The sequence below is a fragment of the Pseudidiomarina sp. WS423 genome (genome assembly GCF_050750165.1).
GTDB lineage: Bacteria > Pseudomonadota > Gammaproteobacteria > Enterobacterales > Alteromonadaceae > Pseudidiomarina > Pseudidiomarina fusca.
This window is the reverse complement of sequence record NZ_JBOJLN010000010.1, coordinates 1-24866: the sequence shown is the minus strand read 5'-3', so window position 1 is coordinate 24866 and position 24866 is coordinate 1. Positions and strand designations below refer to the sequence as shown.

The following is a 24866-nucleotide window of genomic DNA, read 5'->3' as shown; positions in this document are numbered from 1 at the left end:
ATGACATTAGTATATCAATACGATATAAAATTTCTCGAACTAATAATGACCGCTTCTCGCTCATAGCTGACTAACAGCAATATCCGCAACATTACCCATTTGATTAAAAGCCCTGAAGCGCCCTATTTTCATGCTCTGCCAATCAGTAGCGCCAAATTCGAAACATGCTAGCGTGGTTACGCATTAGTTAAATCAACCAACAAGGAGCCACAACGATGCACCACACCAAAACCGTTTTCGATAAAGCGTTTGCGCATGCTGAACATACCGAATGCCTGTTTGATATGCAGCATCAACTGATTGCTTTGATCGACAACCACCAGCAAATTTTAGGGGCACTTCAGTTCGATCTACGTGACGATAAATACGCTCAAATCGAAACCTTAGCCACTGCCGCCGAGAAAAAGGGTTATGGCTACCGGTTGTATCTAACTGCGCTTGCAGCTCTTGGCCCTGGCATGCAGCTTATTCCTCAAGCTTGCCAAGATAGTGATGTTTGTTTGGATATTTGGTACAAGTTTTACATGGAGCCAGACATCATCAAGACATCGTTAAACGGTACCAAGCATTATCGATTTGAATTTGATGCCACCTACTCTCACGAACTGGCGGGCCTTAACCCCGATATTATTTGTGAGCAATGGCGGGCTTGGGAAATCACCGACGATATCTATACCCATGTAAAATCCGGTGAATTGAATCCGCATCCATCGAATGTATCCTTTACGCTGCCAGAACAACGGCGCGCACACATTACCAAAACGGTAACACCTTATGTGTTCACCGCAGCACAGATTGACGCTTTGAATAAGTGTTTAAGTTTAGATTATGAAAACCTTGGAGCGCCCGCCGCCGATATTCTGCGCCAGGGTGTGTTGTTACCAATACCAGGGCAACTCGCAAGTTCGGCACAGGCCGCCTAATAAAAAACGGAGGCAGTCGCCTCCGTTTTGTATTAAATTCATCAACGAAGCTTTGACGTTGCCTTTTGCCGTTCAATGACTTCGTTCTGTGCCTCAATTGCTTTATCAATTACCCGAGCATACACACGCTTCTTCTCGCGCGATTTTGCATTTCGCACGAATTCTGACAGGTTCGAATTATAAGTAGTCCTCGGTTTTAGCATCCGACTAAACATGACGAAATCCTCCTTGTTATCGCTCAGGCTTGCGCTAATTATAGCACTCCACAACGAGTCAAACGCCCTCTAAAAACTCACTAAAATGCATATCTATGCAAACACCCAAATAGCATGAAATCATGCTTCATTGCCGCTCAAAATAGCATGATTTCATGCCAAGACCTTGTGACCAAGTTGGCGGTGACCATGCTAATTTACCTTAATGGATTTTAAGCGACGCTGAGATGCCGGATAGCTGAACCCCCTATGTAGCAAGGGCTGTAAAGCAATGCACATTGAGGTATAAAGATGAAAATTACCCCAGACTACCTTGACATGGTAGGGGTCGGTAGTTCGAGTCTACTCGGACGCACCATCTTCTTAAAGTTCCAAATCCATTGATTTTATTGACTTGCAGCCGTGATGGTTGGCTTGATGTTATTTATTTTTTTCTCGACCAATAAAACATCGCCAACCCGCCAACAATCATTATCAACGGAGCAATTAGCATCAATGTTGCCTACGTATTCGTCATAATAGTTCCCTCTGTTAACTTGGCTCGCGAGTACTACACCGTGGCTTCGAAATTACTGGGGGATTACACAAATAGTTGCCGATTATTATGACGCCTCTATAATCAGATCATGAATTGCTATCCGCTGGAGGTGCTATGAGCACAGTACAAACCATCTCACTGGTTATTTTGGTTACCGGCATTGCCGCTTTTTATGCGTTGGGGATTTGGGGGATTAAACGGATGACTCGAAGGAAATCAACCATCAAGAGTAGTTGCTAAGGATCATATTAGGCTCTAGGAAATACATTTGCATAATAAGATTTATCCAAGTATTTGGGCATCCAGTTGCTCAATCCGAACCTCTAGTACCTCGTCACTTTGCAACTAACTCATGACCAATTAATAGCTTCATCTTTGAAATAAAAGTATTAGCTTTCTCTTCAATTTCCTTTTTGTCTTCGACGGACAAAGCATGAAGATAGCCATTCCGCAATTGTCTTGCTGATTTACTGCCTCGTATACCTGGACCACCTTTGAAGAGTCCCGATATGTCGGCTTCTGACACGGAAAATCTAAAATGCTTAATAGCGGCCTTTAAAGTTCCTAAATTTAAGTCTTCCTTACCTGACTTACCGGTATCGGTTCGATAATAAGTCTGGAGCTTTTTTGCAAAAACTTCAGATTGAATATAGGTACCGATGAACTCACCAACGATCCCCTGACATGAAAAACCAGGATCAAGGAGTTGCACTGACCTCAACTCTTTATTTCTTTGCTTATTCAAGGCATCTTGCTGCTTTTTAGTTTTCTGCTTCATGACGACTGTTCCACTTGCTATATTCGGCCCTGATGCGGCTTCGGCTATTCATGCTATATGTCGGAATTTGTCTTCAGCAAACCATCACTTCTCTCTACCTACCTACATACCAACCATTCGCTGCATACTTTGTGTCCACGATGCTTTAAATGCTGAGTCACCAGCAAACAGCTTGTAAAGTTCCAGTTCATCCTTACGGCGCTGCAGCATAATTTCCTTGAGCATCTTTTCGAAGGCTAAATCTCTATTATGGGGATCTGGGTTATTTTTGTATTTAGATTCAAAGTCCGGGTGATTACGGATACTCTCCGCAATGTTTACAAACTTAACTCTTTGCTCTTCCGGTGTGGCGCTCCAGCCTTGGAACCAACGTTCGTTAAAAGTGCGGATAATCTCGTCTAGCGGATCGGTTTCTTTTTCGCTTCCGTGCGCACCGCGTGGGTTGGGGTTCTGCGGGTCCAACTCAGTTTCATCATCGCTTAGCTTAATGGAGTTATTCAGCTTTACTCGCTGTAACCCATAGGAGCTTAAATCTACGGACTCAAGCAATTCATCAATTGCATTAGCGTCTGGGTCTTGAACTTTTAGTTTCGGTATTAAGAACTTCAAGAACCAAAACAGCTTCTCCCACGTCACCATTTCGTAGGGCATGATTGAAGCCATCTGACCGTATATTTTTACGAACTGCTTGGCTTTGATTTTGAAGTCAACCTTTTCATCGTGTTCAAGTTCCAACTCTTGATTGAAGCGATCGGCAGCAACGTCGATAATTGGGCTTAAGCTTTGTGCGTCTTCTTCATTGAAGTAACGGGTAACGAAATCGTTTACTTCATTCCATTCATAAACACCAACATCGTCCAAGCTGTCTTTGAGCTCATGCAGTACGTTTATATCTGTCGCTTGAGTTAATGACGTAGCCGTATAGAACGGCTCGAATCCCGCTTGAATGTCATCAACCGAATTGAAAAAGTCGAGAACAAACAAATCCTCAGTTTTTTTACCTAATTTTGGCGCGCTGCGATTAAGCCGAGATAGTGCTTGAACACAAAGCACACCTGCGAGCTTTTTATCAACGTACATTGCGCACAACTTCGGTTGGTCAAAGCCTGTCAGGTACTTGTTGGCTACAACAAGCAACCGGTATTCGTCCGTATCAAACATTTCTTTGGTATCGGTTTCGGCAAAGCCGTTTATATCTGCTTCTGTATATTCGATACCGTCGACTTCTTTTGTGCCGGAAAAGGCAACAAGCACCTTAAACGGATTACCTTGCTCTTCGAGGATGCGCTTAATAGCCCGATAGTAACGAATAGCAGTCTCGATATTCTGCGTCACTACCATACCTTTGCCTTTACCTCGCAGTTTTTTTGCATTTACAACTTGAGGGATAAAGTGCTCGAGCATAATTTCGGCTTTGGTATCAATGGTCTGCTGACTTCGCTCGACATAGGCTCTAAGTTTCTTCTGCGCCTTCTTGGTATCGAACTCTGGGTTCTCAGCAATCGATTTCTTTATCTCGTAATAGCTCTTATAGGTTGTGTAATTGCTCAAAACATCAAGTATAAAGCCTTCCTCGATAGCCTGCTTCATTGAATAAAGGTGGAAAGGTTTAAATGAACCGTCGTTCTGGCGTTGACCAAACTTCTCCAGAGTGGTGTTCTTCGGTGTCGCGGTAAATGCCAAGTACGATGCATTCCCGCGCATCTTGCGCGACTTCATCGCCTGAAGGATTTTATCCTGAGCATCTTCTGCCTCTTCGATTTCAGACTTGCCCATCGCTCGGTTCATATTGTCATGCGCTGATCCAGATTGAGAGCTGTGCGCTTCATCAATAATCACCGCAAAGCGCTTGTCGCTAAGATCGGCTATACCATCAATAATGAAAGGAAATTTCTGAATCGTCGTGATGATGATTTTCTTGCCATTTTCGAGCGCCTGTTTCAGCTCAGATGACTTATTAGCCGGGGCAATAATGTTCTTAACTTCAGAAAATTCTTTAATGTTGTCCCGCAACTGCTTATCCAAAAGGCGTCTATCAGTAACTACAATCACCGAATCAAACAATGGCTGCTCTAGACTTTTGCCACCCGCGACATCAGATGTCGCTGGATAGGTCTCAATTAGCTGATAAGCCGCCCAAGTAATCGAGTTAGACTTACCTGAACCAGCAGAATGTTGAATTAAATAAGTGTGTCCAACGCCATGTGTGGCCGCGTGTTGCACTAACTTGCGCACTACATCCAACTGGTGATAGCGCGGGAAGAATAACGTTCGTTTTGCAAGTGGATCTTTACTTGAACCGTCAAGCCGCACAAAGTGTTGAATAATGTTAGCCAGACTTTCTTTGGTGAATACTTCTTGCCATAAATAAGCAGTTTTGTGCCCTGTAGGATTTGGAGGGTTACCTTGACCGAGATTATGACCTTTATTGAAAGGCAAGAAATAAGTACTTTTACCGGCGAGCTTTGTTGTCATATAAACTTCATCGGTATCAACAGCCATATGAACCAAGCAGCGGCCGAAGTTTAAAAGAGGTTGAGTCGCATCGCGATCATCACGGTACTGCTTTTGCCCATGGTAGCGGGCTGTTTGTCCGGTCCAGGCATTTTTAAGTTCTAAAGTAACCAGAGGAATGCCGTTAATGAACAGCACCATGTCAATCTCTTGTAGCGGGTTTGCGCGAGAATACCGTACCTGACGCGTACAACTGAAAATGTTCTCGTTAAAGTTCTGCTTGACCTTCTCACTGCTGCTAGCTAATGGCGCTGGGTAAAGCAGATTAAAATGGGCATCATCAACACTTAAACCTTTTTTGAGCAGGTGTAAAACACCATGCTTTTTAATTAGTCGGTCGTACCGTTCAAGCAATTTGCGTTGCCAGTCGTTCGGGTTATTGCGCTTAAGTTTCTCGAGCTCTTCCGTTTGAGTTTCTTCCAGAAATGCCCAAAAGCAACGCTCATCAATAGCATATTGGCTGTTAAAGTCAGAGGCGTGGCCAATTTCGTAAAACGCACCGATATAATCAGGCTCTGCAAATTGCACTCCTGCACTCAGTTCTTCTAAACAAGTTCCAGTCAGACTTTTTTCGATTGCCGCCTCTAGCGCTTGTTCATTCGTTTTACTGACCATAATTTTAAATTCCCTTAATCAAAATTCTTCTGTTTCATTGCATCAGCCGCGTTTTGCAGCGGTCCTTTCAAGGCTTTTTCTAACTTTGTCATATGCTCCAAGTGCCAAGCAATAGCTACGGGCCAAGTTTCTTCATTAAACCCATCAGCTTTGGTCGAAAACTGGATACGGCAAGATTTCTTCTCATCCAGCCTCATCCACTCAAGCTCTGCACCAAAAGTATGCTCAATGTCTTTTTTGGACTGACACAACAAGTCAAAAAGGTATTTATTCTCTTCGGTAACCCCACGGCTGATCCAAAGCTCTACTCGAAGCTCTTTTTGCAGAAATATCAGGTTATACGGACATCCACTTAGCCCTGAGCCTGCTGATAACCAATGATCTTTGCTTGGGCTAATGTTGTTATAGAGTTGGCAAGCGCTTTTCTGAAACGCCTCTAAGGCACGCTCCCAGTACTCGCGACGCACCGTATGGCGTTTTTTAAGGACCACTTCGGTGGTTTTTTCTTCCGCTTCCTTGGCATTAATACCGATCATCAACTCTTTCGCTTCTGGAGTTGGGATGATCTGGTCAATATTAATCAGTAGCTGTTCACTCAGTGAATAAGGAGTGATTTTGAAGCAGGCAATGCTAATGCCTTGACCCAATAACCACAGCGCGGTGCTGGTCACTTCTTTGCGAAAGTTTGCCGCAACTAGCATAATGCGCTGGCTATTACCCAGGTTGAGCTTTAACTCATCGAGATCGGGCGCATCTAAAAACTCACATATTCTCGCCGAAGCACTTGCAGGGGTATTTAACAGGTCAACCTCTCCTGTTACAGGCTCATAGCGGTCTAAATACTGCTGGTAAATTTCAACTATTTGCGCTTTGGTTAAACTGGCGCAGTACGAGGCATATTTAAGCGCCTGCCACACCACATCGCGGCCACTGTCGTCCAGCTTGTTTTCAATAATGACCAAGTTGCCATCTTTATCCAGCGCCAGCAGGTCGAGGCGCTCACGGGTATCATCAAAGCCATCGAACTCCTTTTGAACAATCAGTAGCTCTTCACCCAGTGCGGAAGGTTCGTGTGCCAACCATTCCTGAAGATGCTTGCGCTCAGTAAAGCCCAACTCACTGAACTTCTTTGTCCTAACAGGACTAATCCTGTTGGTTTGATGATTTACCGTGAACATAATCGCATCCTATTGCTCAACCATTTCTGGTGTGATTTTTATTTTTCCTGTCACGGCGCTGTTGATCAGGGTGGTTTTGTATTCTTTGAGCTTTTCGATTTGGAGTTCAATTCCACCTATTGCAATATTAATTTCATTAGAGATCTTTTCTATATACTTACAAATCTCAACCTGCTCTTTTTCAGGCGGTCTAATTGTTTTTATCATATAGAAATTTTGATTAGAAAGGTTTTGCAGACCAACTGTCATGCCATTTGAGGCTCCTGCATAAATCGCTTTATACGGTTCAGTATGATACAGGTGCTCAAAAAACTTAGTATGAACACCTTTTTGTGGTTCAAAAACACCATAATGAAAAGTCACTATCCCTTCATGCTCAGAGTTAAAAAATACTCCTAAATGGCCTTTAAAACGATTCACCACAAGATCACCAGGGAAACACAATTTAAAGTTATTTCTGTGGGAGGGGCTGAGCGAACGCTCTTTCATATCATTCGAGGGAATAACACCATCTACTTGTGATAATGATAGTGGCAGCTCATCTCCCTTAACCTTTCGAGAGTTCTCCCTAAAAACTCTTCGATTGAAAACAATGTCCCAATGTTCAGGAACTAGACCAACACCAATTATTCCTGATTCCTTGAGTGGCACATTAGGATTAAGCCCTTGGGTCACCGCCTGTTGGATGATGATCTGCTTACGCTCTTTGAGCAGGCTAATTTGCTGCTCTTTAATAGCAATCGCATCGTCGATTTGAGCGGTTTTCTTGTCTAGAAAGTTGGCAATAAGGGTTTGTTCTTCTAGAGGTGGAGATACCAGCAAGCTATTCGCAATATGGTTAAAACTTATCGTTTGTCGTACCCCTGAGCCCAATAGCTTCATATAAGCAACATCATATCTGTGCAAAAGATATTTGAAATACTGCTTTTGCAGTTCTTCCTTTTCTCTAATGACGATATATCCTGCACTAACAACCACATCGATTTCTGAAAGAGCAATTCTCAAACTGATCAAGTCGTAATTAAGATTTAACGGATTTATTAAAAACTCACCAGATAATACCTCCTGGTAAGAGGCTTTAGTGCTCAGTAATACCTTTTCATCATCTTTTGTAACCACTTTTCCAAAACTAATAGCACCGCAATTCAAGCTCATATTTGGCCGATGCTTCTTTTCATAAAAGAGATGCTTTAACTTTCTAATATCCCAGTGTTCCGGTACATCACCAATCCAGCCCTCGGTAGAGTCCTTGTAAGTTTGATATTTAGGCATTTCAGCAATATTTATCATAACTGCTTACCCCTGAACCTTTTCTACTGCGACGCCCAATATCTGCGCAATGAGACCTTCGGCTTTTTGTTCTAGGTTGATGATATCGGTTGCGACCTCTTCTAAACTACGCAGTGGTTTATGACGGTAGAAATACTTATTGAAGCTGATTTCATAGCCAATTTTTATCGTATCCAAGTTTATCCATGCTTCATCGACATGAGGCTTCACTTCGTCTAGGAAGTACTGGTAAATGCTTTGCGTCAGCGGGACAGATTCTGTGTCTCGCAGGTCTGAGTTGGTCTCGTAAGTGATGAACTCGCCTTTTTTACCGCCTTCTGTGGTAGGAATGGGGTAATAACCAAAATCTGGCAAATCAGCGACTTCACACTCATAGCGCTCCAGCAGGTCGTTTAATTTATCACCGCTTAACTTAACCACCTTTTTAACCACTTTCTTGGCGGTTTCGTCATACCAACTCACCGCGTTCAGGATGGCATTTTTCTCAGGTGCTGAAAGCTTAATGGCATGGGCTTTTAGCGATTGATCAACTTGGGTTTTAAAGCTATTGAAGTCATCAAATTCAATGCTACCTATGTCAGCCATCAGCGTTTGTGCAGTTTCAAGCAATGCTTTTAGCGCTAGCCAATGTTTCACATCGAGTAGTTTTGCCTTAGCCTTAGCATTGAGGCTGATGTCGTTATCTTCACACCAAGAAAGAATGTCCTTCTCAATGGATTTCAAGAAGCTCTTTTTCTTGTCAGAACCATAGCCAGTTTTTTCGTAAACACGTTCGCCGTGCTCTGCGTACACGTACTCCATCACTTCACTAAGTTGTTTATCAAAACGCAGTGGAGCTATTGCGTCTTGAGTGAACTTGGCTCTTCGGCGGTCTGGGCGCTCGATAGTGACTTTGTAGTAGCCAAAATCGTCATTGCTGAACACCTTGCTAGCAATGCCGATCGGATCATTGTTTGCATCAAGCGCTCTTTCAACATCCTCACATGCGAGGTAAGTCTCGGTAATTTCCGTGATGTGCTCAGGCGCAAATTCGCAGTTTTTGTTACCCAAGTTCTTACGCAACTTACGGTATAGCAAGCTGGCATCAATCAGCTGCACCTTGCCTTTTCGTGCCTCAGGTTTATTGTTGTTCAACACCCAAATGTAAGTGGTAATGCCGGTGTTATAGAACAGGTTATTAGGTAACTGAACGATGGCATCTAGCATGTCGTTTTCAATGATGAAGCGACGAATGTTACTTTCGCCACCGCCCGCATCACCGGTAAAGAGCGAAGAGCCGTTATGAACAGAAGCAATCCGGCTGCCTAATGGGCTTACGCTCGGATCTTTCATCTTGTTGACCATTTCCATTAAGAAGAGTAGCTGGCCATCACTTGAACGTGGCGTGGCATCCACCACTTCGAGATTTCCCCAATAGTCATTCAGGCTAACCTTAAAACGTGGGTCAATCACGTCACTACCATCTTTAATGTGCTTCTGTTCAGACGCCCAACTCTTACCATATGGCGGGTTAGACAACATAAAGTCAAAGCGAGAAGCCGCGAACTCGTCGGTAGACAAAGTTGAGCCTACTTTGATGTTCTCAGGGTTGTTACCTTTGATCATCATGTCCGATTTACAAATCGCGTAGGTCTCGTCGTTGATCTCTTTGCCGTAAAGATAAACATCTCGGCTATCGTTTGGATATTTCTCTTCAATGAAGTTTTGAGATTCAGTCAACATACCACCGCTACCACACGCAGGGTCATACACTGTCATGGTAAGCGGCAACTGGTCTTTCACTGGATCAAACACCAGGTGCGTCATCAGTTCAATAACTTCACGTGGCGTAAAGTGTTCGCCTGCTTCTTCGTTGTTTTCTTCGTTGAACTTGCGGATCAACTCTTCGAACACGTAACCCATACCCAGGTTGGTAAGGGCTGGCATCTTATTGCCATCTGGGTCTTCGACCACTTCAGGAGTTAGGTTGATGTAGGGCGAAACAAACTTTTCGACGACATCAAGCAGGACTTGTTTGGAGGCCATGTGACGAATTTGCGACTGTAGATTAAAGCATTCAATAATTTCTTTAACATTATCGCTAAAGCCAAGCAGGTACTCTTCAAAGTTAGCCAGCAATATCTGCTGGTTGTTCGTTGCGGTGTTGAATAGGGATTTCAGCGTCCATTTAGATGTATTGTAAAAGACATAACCACTGGCCGCCTTTAATGGTTCATCATCAAGCTCAGTGGCTTGCATCTCTTCTTTTTGGAACTTTACCTCTTCAAGCACGGCTTCTTTGGTGGGTTCTAGTAACGTATCTAAACGTCGTAACACCACCATAGGCAAAATCACATCACGGTACTTACCGCGAACGTACACATCCCGTAAACAGTCGTCGGCAATGTTCCAAATAAATGAGATGAGCTTGTTGTGTACACTATGATCCATTTTTTTCCTGCTCCGTGTTTGTTGCTGCCCATTAGACTGGTGCAACAGATTCACTATAAATTTAAAATTCTGTTCTTTATGTAACGCCTATATGGCCGCTACATCGTTCTATTAACTTGCTCTACCCGGTGCAATGCTTAAGTTTGTGACACCATAGAGTGCTTGGCTGTTGCGCAGCCAAAGCTGATATTCAAGGCCGTTCAACGCGTGTTCGGTAGAACAATCGACATGCCATTGTCGAAGTAAGTACCCTGCGGTTGCGGCCCTTATTTCTATTATCATCACGCCGTTAACCATGCCGTAATCCAGCTCAATGGCTTCTTGATGTTTAATTCGGGGGTGCGGCACTAATTGCAATTCGACAAAACGGTTCCATTGCCGGTCTTGTGTTTCGAGTTCTGTCTCGTGCAAGGTTGAGTTTTCTAGTACTTCGGCTGACTTAATTCTGGTGAGTACAAAGTCTCTGAATTCTGCTCGTCTACGGTCGAAGCAACGAACGTGCCAACGTAAACCATTATCCACCAGGGTATGTGGCACAATTTCACGTGTGGTTTCACCGCTCGATAGCGACACATAGGTGATGCTTAAGGCTTTGCCTTTGTGTATGGCCTCGGTGACTTTGGCGACGATTGATAAACTGGGCTTGTTTAGGTGATAAGGCGCTTCACAAGCTAGCGGTGGTTTTACTTCGCCAGTAAAACCGTCGCCGTAACCCTGGCTAATAGTGGCCAGCGTTCTAACCACGTCATAGTCAAACAAGGGCGTAAACGCCTTGCCACGCTTATGTACTTTGAGCTTTTGGTCATACTCTATGTTGTGCGGCGCCAGCTCTCGATACAAGGTGAAGTCTTTAGTGGTTTGTGCGGCGGTGATGCTAAAACGATTCACTACATCAGCGCGTATGGCTTCGCCTTTAAACAATAAGGTGAAGTCGATGTGAGCAATGCGATCACGCGTTGCCTGCGGCAATTTTGCTAGTTGCGCAGAACTGTTTGTTTTCGCCTGTGGATTTTGTGTCAGGGCCTTATGTATCATGCGGCTGATTGACCTTGTTCGAGCGATTGTTTTGTTTATTTCGCACTGAATAAATCTGTCCTAATTAAATTTATTAGGTCACATCGTATCACAAAATATTTACAAAGGAAGGTTTGAGGAATGGTTTAGCGGATTGAACTACTCGCGTTCGTTCGTTTCTTTTTCTTCGGAGTTCTGCCCTTTCGCCAAATAAACCATCGCAAGACCAATTGTAAATACCCCATTTATAACACAGTCATCTCGTAGAATATTTATGCCGCATTTCGCCGACAGCGGCGCTGTTGTTAGGCATTTTCTGGTTTCTTAGCCCAGGATGCGTTTTCAAAGTAACCGAGTTCCTTTTGTATTCCAGTTACTTGTTCTTCGAAATCATCATTCCATTCTGGGATGTCTACATAAACAATATCGTGAGAGTACCCAACCTCTGACGGCCCCAACTTATCTCTTGATATGCCAACTACAATTTGGACATCGGGAAGGCGACCTCTTACAACCAAGCACCTTAAGCCTAGCTCTTGAACCCTGGATTCTCGATCACTGCTTGGCCCTAGATGGAATACAAATGCCGTGTTTTTGTGCGCCAAAACTACTCTTGCAGCAATTTTTAACTCAGGCTTCTGTAAAAACTCAGAAAAGGCATCGACTAGATTTGCTCTGTGACCACGCGGCTGGAGGGCCATTTGAACAAGAGCCAGCTGATTATCAGTGACCTGATTTGTGCCATATTCAAACATTCCATCAGTAAGGAGATCACCCACAAAATGCTCGATCAACTTGTCCCAAAAATATGAATCCTTATAAGACTCTTGGATCGCTTTGTAGTCATCAGAGTCTATAAACCCTCGAAAAACCGTATCATCAATTATTAGTAAATTAGCTTCTTCGTAAGGGAACGAATGATTGTTTAATAAATAGATGGCCAATAAGTCTTCAATGCCACCGCCGCTGAAAACTATATTGGCCCGGTTTATTAAAGCCTCAACTTCGGAAAGAAAACCAACGAAGTCCGTGATCGTATCTAGAAGGCCAAAAATTGCTCCAAGGCTAAACTCATCGCAAACATGTACGATTCCATAACCTAGGTCTCCCGACTTTGTGGGTATTCTTCGCTGAGCCCCAAGTGATACAGATACACGATGTACGATTCGATCCTCTTTTGGTGGCAACTCGACCTTTCGGCCATCGTGCCTGGTGAACTCAACAGAAGAATCTAGCCATCGTTCAGCGCCCCATATTTGAGAAGCCGATTTATCTATTGCTGCTTTAGTCCACCTCTTCCAGCCAGCTTCATCACCTGTGTCTTTGTACTTAATATCCTTCACAGAAATAATAACGATATGGTTTCCGCAGACAATTAAGCAATCACAAAGCTCTTTTCCTTTCTTCCCAATCGGATTTGGATGAGTCCAAAGATTAAGAAAAGCTCTCTCACAAATAGAGTTCACAAATTTTTCTGATTCAGTCAATCCCTCGGACATGCAATCCTCTCTGCGTGATGCCTAACGCCGCAAACATGGGCTGGCAGAAGTGTCACGTAATTGCGAATGCAATTTAAGTGACGCTTTTGACAGTCCAGCGCAGCTTTGCTGTGCGACATGCTTTGCCTTGTTATGCGCTGACAGCATCTGTTCTGACTTTGGTTTTGGTGTAGTTTATTGGTGGGTACTCACCGTGATTCTGAAAGTACCACCACAAAAATTGTCCTTCAGCACCCAGCAGAGTGTCGCCAAACTTACGATAATCACAAAACGCGATCTCTATTGCCCCATAATTTCTTATTATCATATCAAATTTCAACGAGTTAGCCTTTGACGTGGCATGCAGGTTTGCGTGGCGGAAATATCTGGACTTGAAACTGGTCTTTGTTTGGCCTATGTAAAGTATGTTGCTCTCGCCATTGAGGCGAGGCACAGGTTTTGAGGACAAGAAAAAATAGATTATGTTTTTTGCCTGAGCAGCAGCTTCCGTGTCATAAACACTTTCAAAGGCGGACTTTGAGAGCTCATTGATTCGGCCCGGTAGACGCTCAAAATTGCTCACAAGAGATGGCAAGTCATGCTTTGTAATCAAACTTACTGCTCCTCACCTGAATGATCTGATAAATGGGTAGACCCGTCAGGCAACCATTCAATACTCAAGTCGCCACCACCAAAACGAACAATCCCTTCTTTTTTCGGCAACTCATTACATCGGCCTCGGTGTGCAATAAAATCATCGAGAAGCTCGAGCAGATGCAGCTTAAAACCAGACTCCGTAACCTGATCGAAAATATCCTCTTCAAGTGTCCAAGATGTACCACTCAAGCGGTCTTCATCATCTTCTGCACGGAAAACCACCTCACCTGTAACTTTAACAATGTCTGAATGCTGTTTGGCCAGCGAGGCAAGACGTGCAGCTTCAAAATTTTGATCGAAATTCGACATACCTTTTCCTTTATGATCATTGCTCTTTCAGCTTACGCGAGCTTGCGAGCGTCGGGCGACCGAAGGGAGCGTACTTGATGGCTTGGTTATGCATATTATAGGTCTCCTGCGTCCTGAACTATTTCAGACCAAGATTTATCGGAATGCCACTCGTCGTACTTTACCATCATTGGCAAGTAATGCTCTGGAATGTCTGATTCCGGTGCGTTGCTATACACATACGCCATACCTTCTCTAAACCATTCAGGTTTCATCATGGTCGAAACAGGGCCAATTTCATAAAATTGGAACCAATGAACCAATTCGTGCTGAGTGATGTAGCGCTGCCACGATTCAGGAGCTATAACCGTACCGAGAAACGGATAAGAAATCGCTCGCTCATTTCCTCCACCAAACGACTGGTAGCACTCTGCAGTAGAGCAATAAACAAACGTTGGGCTAGCTCTAAGTGGAAGTTGAGCTGCAGAGATGTTCGTTACCGCAGAGCCATAAAGCTCAATAGCTTGATACATCCCACTCGTATCCTCCACGCACACTGAGCCGTTGCACGTCACTCCATTTAAATGAGGCAGAAGTAACCTTAACGGCTTTGCATATGACCAAGCGAGCGCTGGAATTGACGCAATTACTAAAACCAGAAATAGTTTTCGTATCACACTGAGTCCTTATGCATAACGCCCGGCTCACGCGCCGGCTTGGAGCCGCAAAGCGGCGGAAAATCGGTCGCTGTGCAGCCGATTGTTATGCCAGAAGTTCCGCGAAATCAACGGCAAACTCCTGTTCCAAAAACTTTATAGTTTCTGGCTGACCATCCAACGAGGCTCGGATGAGCTGCGAGGTAAACAGCCCACTCTTTGATTTCCACTTTGCCTCGTTTCGCGGAACAGTCCTGATCCAGTCGACGAGTGCGACATACTCCGACTTATCGAGATCGTTCGAGTTTTCTGCAATATTTGGGCATACCAGCTCATGCTGCAAAAGTGGGATACCGCCTACCAGAACGTCACGCACCGGCCGAGCGCTTTGAGTAATTTGGCCAACCCCAACAAAACCGTGGCGCTTGAGATATGCTGCGACAAAATCCCCTGTCTGCAAACCTAGCATTGCATCCCGGAATCTTGGTGCCTGACCTGCGGAGATAAACCCATGGGAAACGTAGTCATCCCAGTTGCGATGCACACCTTCCCCTACGTTGTAATAATATAGCCCATTTTGAAAATCGAACCCCGAAAGGTATTTGTGTAGGGAGTCATGCGGACGGAAATTGTCTGCATAATGGCCCGAGGATATATTCGTTAACTGCTTACCCAACTTCCAGAGTAGCGTCTTCTCAACCAGCAGCGCATCGTGCTCAGATAGATTGCGAGCAATAACCCTGATTATTGGCTCCAACCCTTCTTTCTTGATGGCCTTTATCCGCCGGGATTTTTCGCTATCCGAGTCGTCATTCAGGTGAGCATGTTTACGGGAGCCTTTACCTTTTCCAAAGTAAAACTCCTCGAAATTTCTGGGATCAATGTAAACGTAGACGTAATAGTTACTCATAACACCTTAGGGCATAACGTCGTGCTAAGCCGACCGAACCGAGAGTGTAACACAGCGCGTACAATGGCGAAGCCATGCGCTGTGTGGAGCGTAGGTGAAGGTTCGGCTTGAGCACCTTGTTGGGTGCTTTGCGCACTAGGAACCACTGCCCCACCAAGAAGCCCTGAACTACCCTACTTTGAAGATGTACTACAATGGCCAAATTGAAGAAGGGGTGTACGCGCCGCTTGCCCAACTTACGCGAACCACCAGAAAAGCTTGATAAAATGGTTAACACTGAAAAAACCTACGCCCTCATTTCAAACTCTTCAAGCCGAGAATTTCAACGACAACCTTCCTTTAAAACGCGCCGGAAACGATATACCAAAGACCACAGAAATAATATCGTTCGCGCAAAGCCTTCACTGAACTCTGACGACTAGAAAACAAAATTTAGAATGTTTTACCTACACCCAACGCCGTGCTAAGCCGGCCGAACCGAGAGTGTAGCACAGCGCGTACAATGGCGAAGCCATGCGCTGGGCGGAGCGTAGGTGAAGGTTCAGCTTGAGCGTCTTGTTGGGTGCCTGCCAGTTAGAACCTACCCACTTCCAGCGAACTAACTTAGCCTTGCAAAGACTGGCACGCTTTTAGGCTGCTTGCGATGTGAAACCCCAAGGACAGCTAAAGTATAGAACACCGTTTTTTGCGGGAACACCACTGTTTTGCAAATGAAAATAAACACGGCTTGTGAACTGGTACGACGACGATATTCGCCGCTCTAACTTAGGTTAACCCTGTTCCCCAACCTGCAGGAAAGATAGCTTTGGCCCTCTGACTTCCGTTATTAAAAACGTTCTCGCCTCGAACCACCACGATTAATAATGCCAGGCTTCTGCACATTTAGAACCAAGATGTTTTTTTACACCCAACGCCGTGCTAAGCCGGCCGAATCGAGAGTGTAGCACGGCGAGATATAATGAGCGAAGCGAACCAGCCTGCGCAACGTAGGTGAAGGTTCGGCTTGAGCACCTTGTTGGGTGCATACCACTAACGCTGATCCCAGTGACGCTGCATTTCGAGATAGAGAAACGAAGCTGTCCAAGTAATAAGTACCAACCCTGCTATTGACTCAATGCCTGTAAGATAGCGAATATACCCTAAAGGCTCAATATCACCAAAGCCGACTGTTGTGTAAACCGTAAACGAAAAATATACGCAGTCCAACAACGTACCATCAAAATTGCCTTCTAAACTACCCCAACCCGAACCTTGAGATTTAAAATAGTAACCTAAAGCAAAAATCCATATTTCTATAACATGAGCAATCAAGGCGCCAAAGACTCCGAAAACTATCCGTAGGCTATGAGCGAAAGTAAAACGTGGTAGGATTTTAACGATCTGGTGCAATATGCCGTAATGCACCATGACCACTACGGCGACAAGCAAACTATTGATTACAAACGCGAGAAGCAACTGCATTACAAATTTACCCAGAAATTACTGTGATCTACTTTAGCACCCAACATTTGTATATTGTGCGTGCGCATTTAGAAACTCGTCCAATTGACGGTTTTCGGTTCTTAACTTACTGATCAAGCAGGCATTCCTGACTTGAAAAGTCCCGAGTTAGCAAAGGCTATTTGAGAATGCTCAGTTACACTCTACCGAGCGCACAATATCCAACCTTCATTTTTTGTTATGTCACTGACAGTAAACGACTTAAATACACAACACAACAACAAAACGCGTAATATTGCCGACGTGAATGTGCCGTGCACCGCTAGCAACACCCACACTGACGAATAACGGAACGGCTAGTCACTAGTTGGAGTAGGCTGAAAGTCAGAAGGTCCGCTGTTCGCTCATTCGAGCCCGGCAAGCCAGAATTAGGAATGCATGATAACCCTAGCCATAACGTTCAAAAACGCAGTTAGATAACAACGCTATTAATCTTTAACTTTGTTGGCTTGTTAGTGATTATCGAAGTTATTGTGAGGGGTTCCTAAACTTACAGAAACGTACATCTCTAAAAGTGCCTGTCGCATTGGTTCCGGTTCGGAAACGTAGCGTACATGCATCTCCCTCACCCTCTTTTTCTGTTTGATAAATTCAGGACCAAACGTAGCATCTAACTCTAAATTCGCACGTGAGCCATCGGTAACATATGTCGCCTGTGTGATTCCGGTAATTTCTCGCGTAAGCCTAAAAGCAAATGTAGCTGAATTATGTCCTGAACTTGGCCGACAATGATTCTGCAAACGCTTTCTTATTGTATTTGTTCTGCCAACGTACAGATGTTTACCATTCTCTGAAAACAGATAAATACCGGACTGTGGGATTTCCTTTGGCAACGTTGCAACCGTGACTTGTTTCATATTTAGAAGTTGTTGGAAAGATGGTTCTAGTGAATCAATGTACTCTTTAAAAACTGGATGCATTTTTAATTATCCTAGCATTTTTAAAACAAAAGTTAGCACGAATATTGGAGGTCCGTTCTTCGCTCATTGCTGACCTTCAGCTAAACCCCGACTTTAGTAGTCGTTTTTAATTTAGCCACTCGAGAGTCTTCCCTTGCATTTCAGTCATTGTTTAGTAAGAATAACTGAGCAAGGATTAAGTACGTTTCGATTAATAGCCCGCCAAACTATTAGTCATTGAATAGGCACTCCAAATGGGCGCCTATTCAAATCTCCCCAAACCGCATTTCATTAATCAACCTAAGCAGTACATTACGACCATAGGTTGTTTGCATTAAAAGTCAAGGTTGTGTTTGCTCTAACGCTCTCGCCTCACTGTTTAACCACATGAGCAATATGTCGCGACGGCCATCAAAAAAAGCCAGTAATTTACACCATGTTCGCACAAGATAAAGCAACGTGTCTGATTGCGAAACGTTCAACTTTATCTGATTTGCCACTTTTAACTTAATTGTACGCTCAGTCAAACCGAGCGCATCAGCAATGAGAGTCAAAGGAATGAAATGTTGTAGCGAGTCAATCACGCAAGCATCAATCCCATCTCGCAACTCTTGCTGCACCTTGGATGCCGGAAGGGTGATTCTTGCGCAAGAATCACCTGGAGCAAGATTAACAAACCACTGGCTCAATGAACTCGTGTTTTCTTCCGTTGATACAGTGTTCATTCTATTCCCCCCGCTTAGCTTCTGCGAGATTGTAGCGTCAATTTTAAAATATGTTACTCATGTTAACCATAGCATCAATTTCTAAGACTAAATTTACTGAGTATCGATTGGAGAAATCACATGGGGATTATGATCACGGTTGCGTTTGTTATCATGGTTATTGGCTATCTAATTGGCAAAGGCGACGTTGCTGCAAAACGCTCGCCGGACCTGCTCGCTCCTGTACCTATCAAAAAAACTGGTGACCAGCTTAACGGTACGACCACACGCCTCTTAAGCTCGGATATCCTGAGGTTATACGATTGTGATGATGAGCCAACACCGCACCTTTGCCACTCTTATTGGAGAAACCACCGTTTCAGTCATCACTCAGTGATGCATCACGACTTACTCGACCCAGCCAACCTACTCTCGCCCTTCAATCCAGTAAATGTTCAGTCAGGGTTTCATGACGACATGTTCACGCACAGATTGAGTGATGACGGCATCTTCAATAGCAGTATCAATAATGACTCATTCAGCTCATTTGACTCACATAGCCCATTTGATTAACCGCCCTGCAGCGCCCTACTTTTTGGCCCTGCCAATCAGTAGCGCCAATATCGAAACATGCTAGCGTGGTTCTGCATAAGTTATTTTAATCACCAAGGAGCCACAACTATGCACTACTCAAAAACCGTATTCGATAAGGCATTCGCTAATGCTGACAATGTCCAATGCCTGTTTGATATGCAGCATCAACTGATTGCGTTGGTCGACAACCACCAGCAAATTTTAGGCGCGCTTCTGTTCGAGCTACGCGATGACAAATACGCTCAAATCGAAGCCCTTGCGACTGCTACCGAGAAAAAGTGTTATGGCTACCGTTTATACCTGTCTGCACTTGCTGCTCTTGCACCTGGCATGCAGCTTATACCTCAGGCGCTCCAAGACAGCGATGTCTGCTTAGATATTTGGTACAAGCTTTACATGGAGCCGGATACCATCAAGACATCGCTCAACGGCACCAAGCATTATCATTTTGACTGGGATGCCACCTACTCTCACGAACTTGCGGGCCTAAATCCCGATATTATTTGCGAGCAATGGGAGGCTTGGGAGCTCACCGACGATATCTACACCCAAGTGCACTCAGGTGAATTGAATCCACATCCATCCAATGTCTCATTTACACTGCCTGAGCAACGCCGCGCACAAATTGTCAAAACGGTAACGCCTTATGTGTTTACCGCAGCGCAAATTACCGCGCTAAACGGTTGCTTACAGCTCGACTACGAATCGCTTGGCAGCCCCAAAGCAGATACCTTACGACAAGGCGTGACACTACCTGGCAGCAGCGTTACTTCTGCGTTAAAAGTGTGTGCTGCTTAATTTTCGCCATCCGATACAAACAAAAAACGGAGGCAGTCGCCTCCGTTTCATATTAAATTCATGCACGCAACTATGACGTTGCCTCTTGCCGTTCAATGACTTCGTTCTGTGCCTCAATGGCTTTATCAATTACCCGAGCATACACACGCTTCTTCTCACGCGATTTTGCATTTCGCACGAATTCTGACAGGTTCGAGTTATAAGTTGCTCTCGGTTTTGGTAGCCAACTGAACATCACCAATCCCCCCATTTTATGTCGTCAACTGGTGCTAATTATAGCACTCAACAATGCACTAACAGATCGCAACTAACCCACAAATCTGCATACCTATGCAAACCCCAAAAATACAAATAGCATGAAATCATGCTTTTTCAGCACTCAAATTAGCATGATTTCATGCCAAAACCATGTGACCAAGTTTGCCGCGACCATGCTAATTTACCTTAATTGATCTTAACTGGCGTTCGGGGTCGATATCGCTGAAAGCCTTATATATCAAGGGTTGCAAAGCAACGTACATTAAGGTATAAATACAGAAATTACCCCAGACTACCTTGACATGGTAGGAGTTACTTAATTATTAAGGCCACTTCATAGCCGCATGTAGGATTCGTAAAATTCTAAGGGCGTCCTTACTGAAATCGTACACGACAATATAGTTTGCATGCACTACAAGCTCTCGAGTTCCAAGAACCCGTCCTTCACGGCCTATTTCTGGATATTCAGACAGATTTGCTACGCTTGACGAGACTTGATTATCTAGTTGAAGCGCCGCTACTGGGTTATCATTTTCGATAAAGTCATAAATTTGCTCACGATCCCGAATAGCTTAAGGAGTCCATTGCACAATCATCGTTGCTTATCGATGTTACGCTGCGTTAACGCTCTGCGTGCCGCAAACTTAGCCTCAACGTCACCCGCTGGAACCAAATTCCCAGCGTTAGCAGAATCAAGCCCTTGCTTCACTTGCTCCCTAAACCAGCTATCGTGCTCAGCCAACCGCTCTTGTTGCTGAACGTACTCACGCATAAAGTCACGTAGCAATTGCGCACTACTGCGATCGCGCGAGCGTGCGGCTTTTGAAAATTCACTTTTCAACTCATCGTTAACGCGGAACGTAAATGTTGCATCGCTCATATCACCCCCTTGTGTTACATTATTAGTACAATGTAGCACCCGATCTTTGCTCCGTCTAGCTGAAGTCATTCTTTCCTATAAAGCGGATGATTTTAGATAAAAAACTAGTTTGTTGGTTTTCGCGCCAACATAGTCGCAAACTTCAATCGCGCCCCATTGTGCATAGTGCCCAGATCTTCATTGTATTTAACTAGCTCCCAACCTTGGTAGGCATCCCGTAATTCGCTTTCGTCAAAAGTGAACGGAAACGGCATGGGGCACGGGTACTCGGCTGTGCTCATGGCGCATACAATTAAGTTGTAGCCGCCAGGCAACGTATGCTCTTGCATGTCAGCTAACACTGCCGCAACACGCTCTGGGTCTAAAAACATCAAAGTTACTGTGCACGCAATAAACCCGAAGTTATCGCTCAATTGCGCGTTGTTAATGTCGTATACCTGCGAATTAATGTTCGCAATGCCCTCTTCGGCTGCAATTTGCTGCAACATCGCAATGGCACTGGGGTTGCTATCTACAGCGGTGACATCGAAGCCAAGCTGACTCAGGAACAGCGCGTTACGCCCGTTAGAGCAACCCATATCAAGAGCTTTGCAAGGCTCTATCACCGAACAGGCTTCAACAACTTCACTATGTGGTGGGTTTAATCCATAACGGCTATTTAAATCAGCTGACATTCTATTTCCTGCCCTGTCTATTCACGAATAACGAATAACGCGCATTATACTTGCACTTTCAGAGTTAACAATCATAATAAATGCATGTTTAACAAGGAGCACGATCTATGCGTCAGTTATTACTTATTAGTTTTTTCAGTGTATTCATGATCGCGGCGGCTACGCCGGTACAAGCGCAAGACAAATCGCAGCCGTGGTTACCTAGTTTAATTACCGAAACCCCGCAGCAAGGTTTTGAGCTTGCCGTCAAACTGGCTCGCAAAGGGGTGACAAGCACACAGTCGAACAAAGAAGTGTTGTTTCGCGAACGCGATAAATATTCCAACAATGCAGTAGATTTAATGATGGCATCGCAGGTGATCGCCCTGCACTATCAAACCATCGCAGCGGCTAATAATTATTGGCGTTAAACGAGCTTGTTGTTAGTGCCCAGTAAAGGTGCGCCGCCAAACTGAAGGGCTTACCTGATGGCGGCGCTGAAAGTGCTGGCGAAACGACACGGTGTTATTAAAACCACAAAGCTCCGCAATCCTTTCAATAGAATGCGAGCCGGCTTCTAGCAATTCGCAACTGCGCTGTATGCGCTCATTATTTAGCCAGTTGATCAACGACTTACCGGTTGCTTTTTGAAAGTGACGCGTGAAAGTACGGCGACTCATCGACAAGCGTTCTGCCAACTCATCGATACGATGCGGTTGCTCAAGATGCTGACGCAGGTAGTCCAATAGCTTGTTGATGGTGATATCTTTAGTTGAATGAGCCACCGGCTGTTCAATATACTGCGCTTGCCCGCCCTCACGGTGCGGCGGCACCACCATCACGCGCGCAATTCGGTTTGCCGCCCGCACACCGCAGAATTTGCGAACAATATACAAGCAGCAATCAAGCCCCGCCGCAGTACCAGCTGAAGTAATCAACCCCGAATCTTCAATGTATAACGCATTGGTATCGAGTCTAACGTGCGGAAAGCGCTCCCTGAAATCCTGCTCGGCCAGCCAATGCGTTGCAGCGCGGCGATTATCTAGCAAACCGGCGTAGGCCAACGCATAGGCCCCATAACACAACCCCACCACCAAAGCGCCACGTTGGTGAGCTTGTTGCAACGCATGCAATAACTCAGTACTCGGTCGAGCATTCAAATCATGCCAGCCCGGCACAATCACAATGTCCGCACTAGTAATGAGTTCAAGCCCACCATCAGATGCCACTTGAAAACCATGGTTAGCGGTATCGGCAATATGCGCTTCGGCCGCTACTTTTAATTCGAACAATGGCTGCTCAGTAAATATTGGACTGAACACGGTATAGGGCACCGAATAATGAAACGGCGTTATTTCGGGGTAGAGCAATAAAGCAATGCGTGGAATAGTTTTCATGGCCCAATTATTTCGCTAAATGACATTTAGGTCAATCGTTTACCTAGTCAAAACCAAACATAATAGTTAGCGTTCAATCACTCAAAGGAAGCAACACATGAAACACAGTCTAAAAACACTTATTATGGCATCAGCCCTAATCGCCACAACTGCTTGCACCGGTGTTGGCGACACCACCCAACACCAAACGACTACAACAACCACCGAGGTAAGCGTTCAGCATATTCGCAACGCCACCGTAAAAATAGCCTATGGCGAAACCACCTTCTTAGTTGACCCCATGTTAGCGGGAAAAGGCGCCTACCCTGGTTTTGAAGGCACCTACAACAGCCATTTACGCAACCCGCTGGTTGACTTACCCATGCCAACCGAGCAGCTTTTAGCAAATGTTGATGCGGTAATCGTTACACACACCCACTTAGACCACTGGGACGACGCAGCGCAACAAGTGATACCAAAAGCATTACCGTTATTTGTACAAAATGAAGCAGACGCAAAAACGGTACGGGACCAAGGCTTTACCGACGTTCGCGTGTTAGATCAAAGCGCTGAATTTGCCGGTGTTACCCTACAAAAAACTGGCGGCCAACATGGCGAAGATAGCGTGTATGCGGTGCCTCCGGTTGCGCAAATGCTCGGCGAAGTAATGGGCGTATTATTTAGTGCTCCTAACGCCAAGCAAGTGTACTTAGCTGGCGACACCGTATGGCGCCCAGAAGTTGAGCAAGTGCTTAAGGCTGAACAGCCAGAAGTGATCATTCTGAACACCGGTGCGGCAGTGATAAATGGGTTTGAACAAGCACCTATACTTATGGGTACATCAGACACCTTGCGCGTTCATCAAGTGCTACCTAACGCCAGTATTGTTGCCGTGCATATGGATGCTGTGAACCACATGACTGTTAGCCGCGCTGACTTACAGCAGTTTGTGGACACCCAAGAAATTAGCGCAGCGGTTCGTATTCCTGCTGACGGTGAAACCTTATCGTTTTAAATAAACTTAGGCGCTGCGACACGCCGTGGCGCCTTCACTTCCATCCGTAAGACTATTGCGCCTTCAACTGCTGCAACATACCCACAAGCAACTGGCCGACAGTGTGAACTTCACTATGCAGCGAATGATTATCGTCAACAAGCACCAAGCGTACATTATGGCGCTGCGCCCAAGTGATAGCATTGTCTACCGGCACCACCTCGTCATGCCAGCCGTGCACGGCCGCAACTTGGCTAGCGACTGGGGCTGGGTAATGATTTGGGTAATCGGGTAAGCCAAACGCCGGCGCCATAAGTAATAAGCCATCGGGTTTTAAATGTGCTGATGCCGTGGTGCTGACGTAACCACCCATACTGGAGCCTACTAAAATCAGGCCGTTGTGTTCTGGCAGCTTGGTATTCAGCAGAATGTTCACGCGCTCGGTGGGATCATACGTTGAGGTATAATCCACGCTGATTGTCTGTGCGCCCTGCGCTTCGGCAATTTCTTGTAATTTCCTAATTTTACGGCCATGAGGGCCGGTTTCTTTACCGTGACTAAATACCACGAGTGGTTTGGTTGGCATGAGAAGTCCTTATCTAGTTATCGTTGAGTGGTGCCAAGCATTACGTCATTCGGCTTCATCGCAAGTCATCGCCCTGCACTATCAAGCGATTGCAGTGGCAAATAATGACAGAGATTAACCTTTAAACAAAGGTTCCCAAA

25 protein-coding genes are annotated in these 24866 nt (G+C 45.0%); 6 read left to right on the top strand and 19 right to left on the bottom strand.

Features of this window, described 5'->3' with window-relative positions:
* The first annotated feature begins 215 nt into the window (after positions 1-215).
* On the top strand, positions 216-923 hold the full coding sequence (locus tag ACQ661_RS09165; RefSeq protein WP_313932397.1) for a hypothetical protein: 708 nt from the start codon (positions 216-218) through the stop codon (positions 921-923).
* An 867-nt stretch (positions 924-1790) separates the two neighbouring features.
* Positions 1791-1916 carry a hypothetical protein gene (locus ACQ661_RS09160; protein ID WP_313932399.1) on the top strand — a complete coding sequence of 42 codons (126 nt, stop codon included), beginning with the start codon at positions 1791-1793 and terminating at the stop codon, positions 1914-1916.
* A 94-nt stretch (positions 1917-2010) separates the two neighbouring features.
* On the opposite strand, the gene ACQ661_RS09155 is transcribed toward ACQ661_RS09160, so the two are convergent.
* The 14 genes from ACQ661_RS09155 to ACQ661_RS09090 all read right to left on the bottom strand — a co-directional run bounded on the left by ACQ661_RS09155 (position 2011) and on the right by ACQ661_RS09090 (position 18608).
* Positions 2011-2454, bottom strand: coding sequence for a hypothetical protein (locus ACQ661_RS09155; protein ID WP_313932400.1), 444 nt, complete (start codon positions 2452-2454; stop codon positions 2011-2013).
* 102 nt (positions 2455-2556) lie between these two features.
* Positions 2557-5583 (bottom strand): type I restriction endonuclease subunit R, encoded by a 3027-nt coding sequence (locus ACQ661_RS09150; RefSeq protein ID WP_431668203.1) that lies wholly within the window; start codon positions 5581-5583, stop codon positions 2557-2559.
* A gap of 14 nt (positions 5584-5597) precedes the next feature.
* Positions 5598-6761, bottom strand: coding sequence for a DUF4268 domain-containing protein (locus tag ACQ661_RS09145; protein ID WP_431668202.1), 1164 nt, complete (start codon positions 6759-6761; stop codon positions 5598-5600).
* 9 nt (positions 6762-6770) lie between these two features.
* Entirely contained in the window at positions 6771-8051 is a 1281-nt protein-coding gene (locus tag ACQ661_RS09140; RefSeq protein WP_431668201.1) for a restriction endonuclease subunit S, read from the bottom strand.
* Positions 8052-8057: 6 nt separating this feature from the next.
* Entirely contained in the window at positions 8058-10481 is a 2424-nt protein-coding gene (locus tag ACQ661_RS09135) for a type I restriction-modification system subunit M (RefSeq protein ID WP_431668200.1), read from the bottom strand.
* 111 nt (positions 10482-10592) lie between these two features.
* Positions 10593-11516 (bottom strand): WYL domain-containing protein, encoded by a 924-nt coding sequence (locus ACQ661_RS09130; protein ID WP_313932408.1) that lies wholly within the window; start codon positions 11514-11516, stop codon positions 10593-10595.
* A gap of 284 nt (positions 11517-11800) precedes the next feature.
* A complete protein-coding gene (locus ACQ661_RS09125; RefSeq protein WP_313932409.1) occupies positions 11801-12994 on the bottom strand; it encodes a hypothetical protein in 1194 nt (397 codons plus the stop codon).
* A gap of 130 nt (positions 12995-13124) precedes the next feature.
* Entirely contained in the window at positions 13125-13586 is a 462-nt protein-coding gene (locus ACQ661_RS09120; RefSeq protein WP_153827113.1) for a hypothetical protein, read from the bottom strand.
* A gap of 2 nt (positions 13587-13588) precedes the next feature.
* Positions 13589-13939, bottom strand: a complete 351-nt coding sequence (locus ACQ661_RS09115) for a hypothetical protein (protein WP_153827112.1) — start codon at positions 13937-13939, stop codon at positions 13589-13591.
* A gap of 95 nt (positions 13940-14034) precedes the next feature.
* Positions 14035-14451 carry a hypothetical protein gene (locus ACQ661_RS09110; protein ID WP_153827111.1) on the bottom strand — a complete coding sequence of 139 codons (417 nt, stop codon included), beginning with the start codon at positions 14449-14451 and terminating at the stop codon, positions 14035-14037.
* 229 nt (positions 14452-14680) lie between these two features.
* On the bottom strand, positions 14681-15484 hold the full coding sequence (locus ACQ661_RS09105; RefSeq protein WP_092842175.1) for a GIY-YIG nuclease family protein: 804 nt from the start codon (positions 15482-15484) through the stop codon (positions 14681-14683).
* Positions 15485-16513: 1029 nt separating this feature from the next.
* Complete coding sequence (locus tag ACQ661_RS09100; RefSeq protein ID WP_228759564.1) at positions 16514-16945, bottom strand: potassium channel family protein; 432 nt, start codon at positions 16943-16945, stop codon at positions 16514-16516.
* A 491-nt stretch (positions 16946-17436) separates the two neighbouring features.
* Positions 17437-17904, bottom strand: a complete 468-nt coding sequence (locus ACQ661_RS09095; protein ID WP_313932410.1) for a GIY-YIG nuclease family protein — start codon at positions 17902-17904, stop codon at positions 17437-17439.
* A gap of 320 nt (positions 17905-18224) precedes the next feature.
* Positions 18225-18608 carry a hypothetical protein gene (locus ACQ661_RS09090; RefSeq protein WP_126801850.1) on the bottom strand — a complete coding sequence of 128 codons (384 nt, stop codon included), beginning with the start codon at positions 18606-18608 and terminating at the stop codon, positions 18225-18227.
* Between the two features lie 120 nt (positions 18609-18728).
* Between ACQ661_RS09090 and ACQ661_RS09085 the strand changes: the two genes are divergently transcribed.
* Both ACQ661_RS09085 and ACQ661_RS09080 read left to right on the top strand, forming a co-directional pair.
* The gene (locus tag ACQ661_RS09085) at positions 18729-19160 is read left to right on the top strand and encodes a hypothetical protein (RefSeq protein WP_092841881.1); all 432 of its coding nucleotides are present in this window, start codon (positions 18729-18731) and stop codon (positions 19158-19160) included.
* Between the two features lie 108 nt (positions 19161-19268).
* Positions 19269-19979, top strand: coding sequence for a hypothetical protein (locus tag ACQ661_RS09080; protein WP_313932411.1), 711 nt, complete (start codon positions 19269-19271; stop codon positions 19977-19979).
* Positions 19980-20560: 581 nt separating this feature from the next.
* Here the strand turns inward: ACQ661_RS09080 and ACQ661_RS09075 are convergent.
* The 3 genes from ACQ661_RS09075 to tehB form a co-directional block, all read right to left on the bottom strand.
* Complete coding sequence (locus ACQ661_RS09075) at positions 20561-20806, bottom strand: type II toxin-antitoxin system RelE/ParE family toxin (RefSeq protein WP_257119983.1); 246 nt, start codon at positions 20804-20806, stop codon at positions 20561-20563.
* A gap of 23 nt (positions 20807-20829) precedes the next feature.
* Positions 20830-21117 carry a CopG family ribbon-helix-helix protein gene (locus tag ACQ661_RS09070; protein WP_110076941.1) on the bottom strand — a complete coding sequence of 96 codons (288 nt, stop codon included), beginning with the start codon at positions 21115-21117 and terminating at the stop codon, positions 20830-20832.
* Positions 21118-21221: 104 nt separating this feature from the next.
* On the bottom strand, positions 21222-21791 hold the full coding sequence (gene tehB / locus ACQ661_RS09065) for a tellurite resistance methyltransferase TehB (protein WP_153827108.1): 570 nt from the start codon (positions 21789-21791) through the stop codon (positions 21222-21224).
* Between the two features lie 107 nt (positions 21792-21898).
* Here tehB and ACQ661_RS09060 point away from each other — a divergent pair, with 107 nt between their 5' ends.
* On the top strand, positions 21899-22201 hold the full coding sequence (locus ACQ661_RS09060; RefSeq protein WP_431668199.1) for a hexameric tyrosine-coordinated heme protein: 303 nt from the start codon (positions 21899-21901) through the stop codon (positions 22199-22201).
* A gap of 12 nt (positions 22202-22213) precedes the next feature.
* Here ACQ661_RS09060 and ACQ661_RS09055 read toward each other — a convergent pair whose 3' ends face one another.
* The gene (locus ACQ661_RS09055) at positions 22214-23167 is read right to left on the bottom strand and encodes a GlxA family transcriptional regulator (protein ID WP_431668198.1); all 954 of its coding nucleotides are present in this window, start codon (positions 23165-23167) and stop codon (positions 22214-22216) included.
* Positions 23168-23264: 97 nt separating this feature from the next.
* Here ACQ661_RS09055 and ACQ661_RS09050 point away from each other — a divergent pair, with 97 nt between their 5' ends.
* Positions 23265-24161, top strand: a complete 897-nt coding sequence (locus tag ACQ661_RS09050; RefSeq protein WP_431668197.1) for an MBL fold metallo-hydrolase — start codon at positions 23265-23267, stop codon at positions 24159-24161.
* Positions 24162-24213: 52 nt separating this feature from the next.
* Here the strand turns inward: ACQ661_RS09050 and ACQ661_RS09045 are convergent, their stop codons facing one another.
* Positions 24214-24726: an alpha/beta hydrolase gene (locus tag ACQ661_RS09045; protein WP_194928203.1), complete on the bottom strand. Its 513-nt coding sequence runs from the start codon at positions 24724-24726 to the stop codon at positions 24214-24216.
* Positions 24727-24866 lie beyond the last annotated feature (140 nt).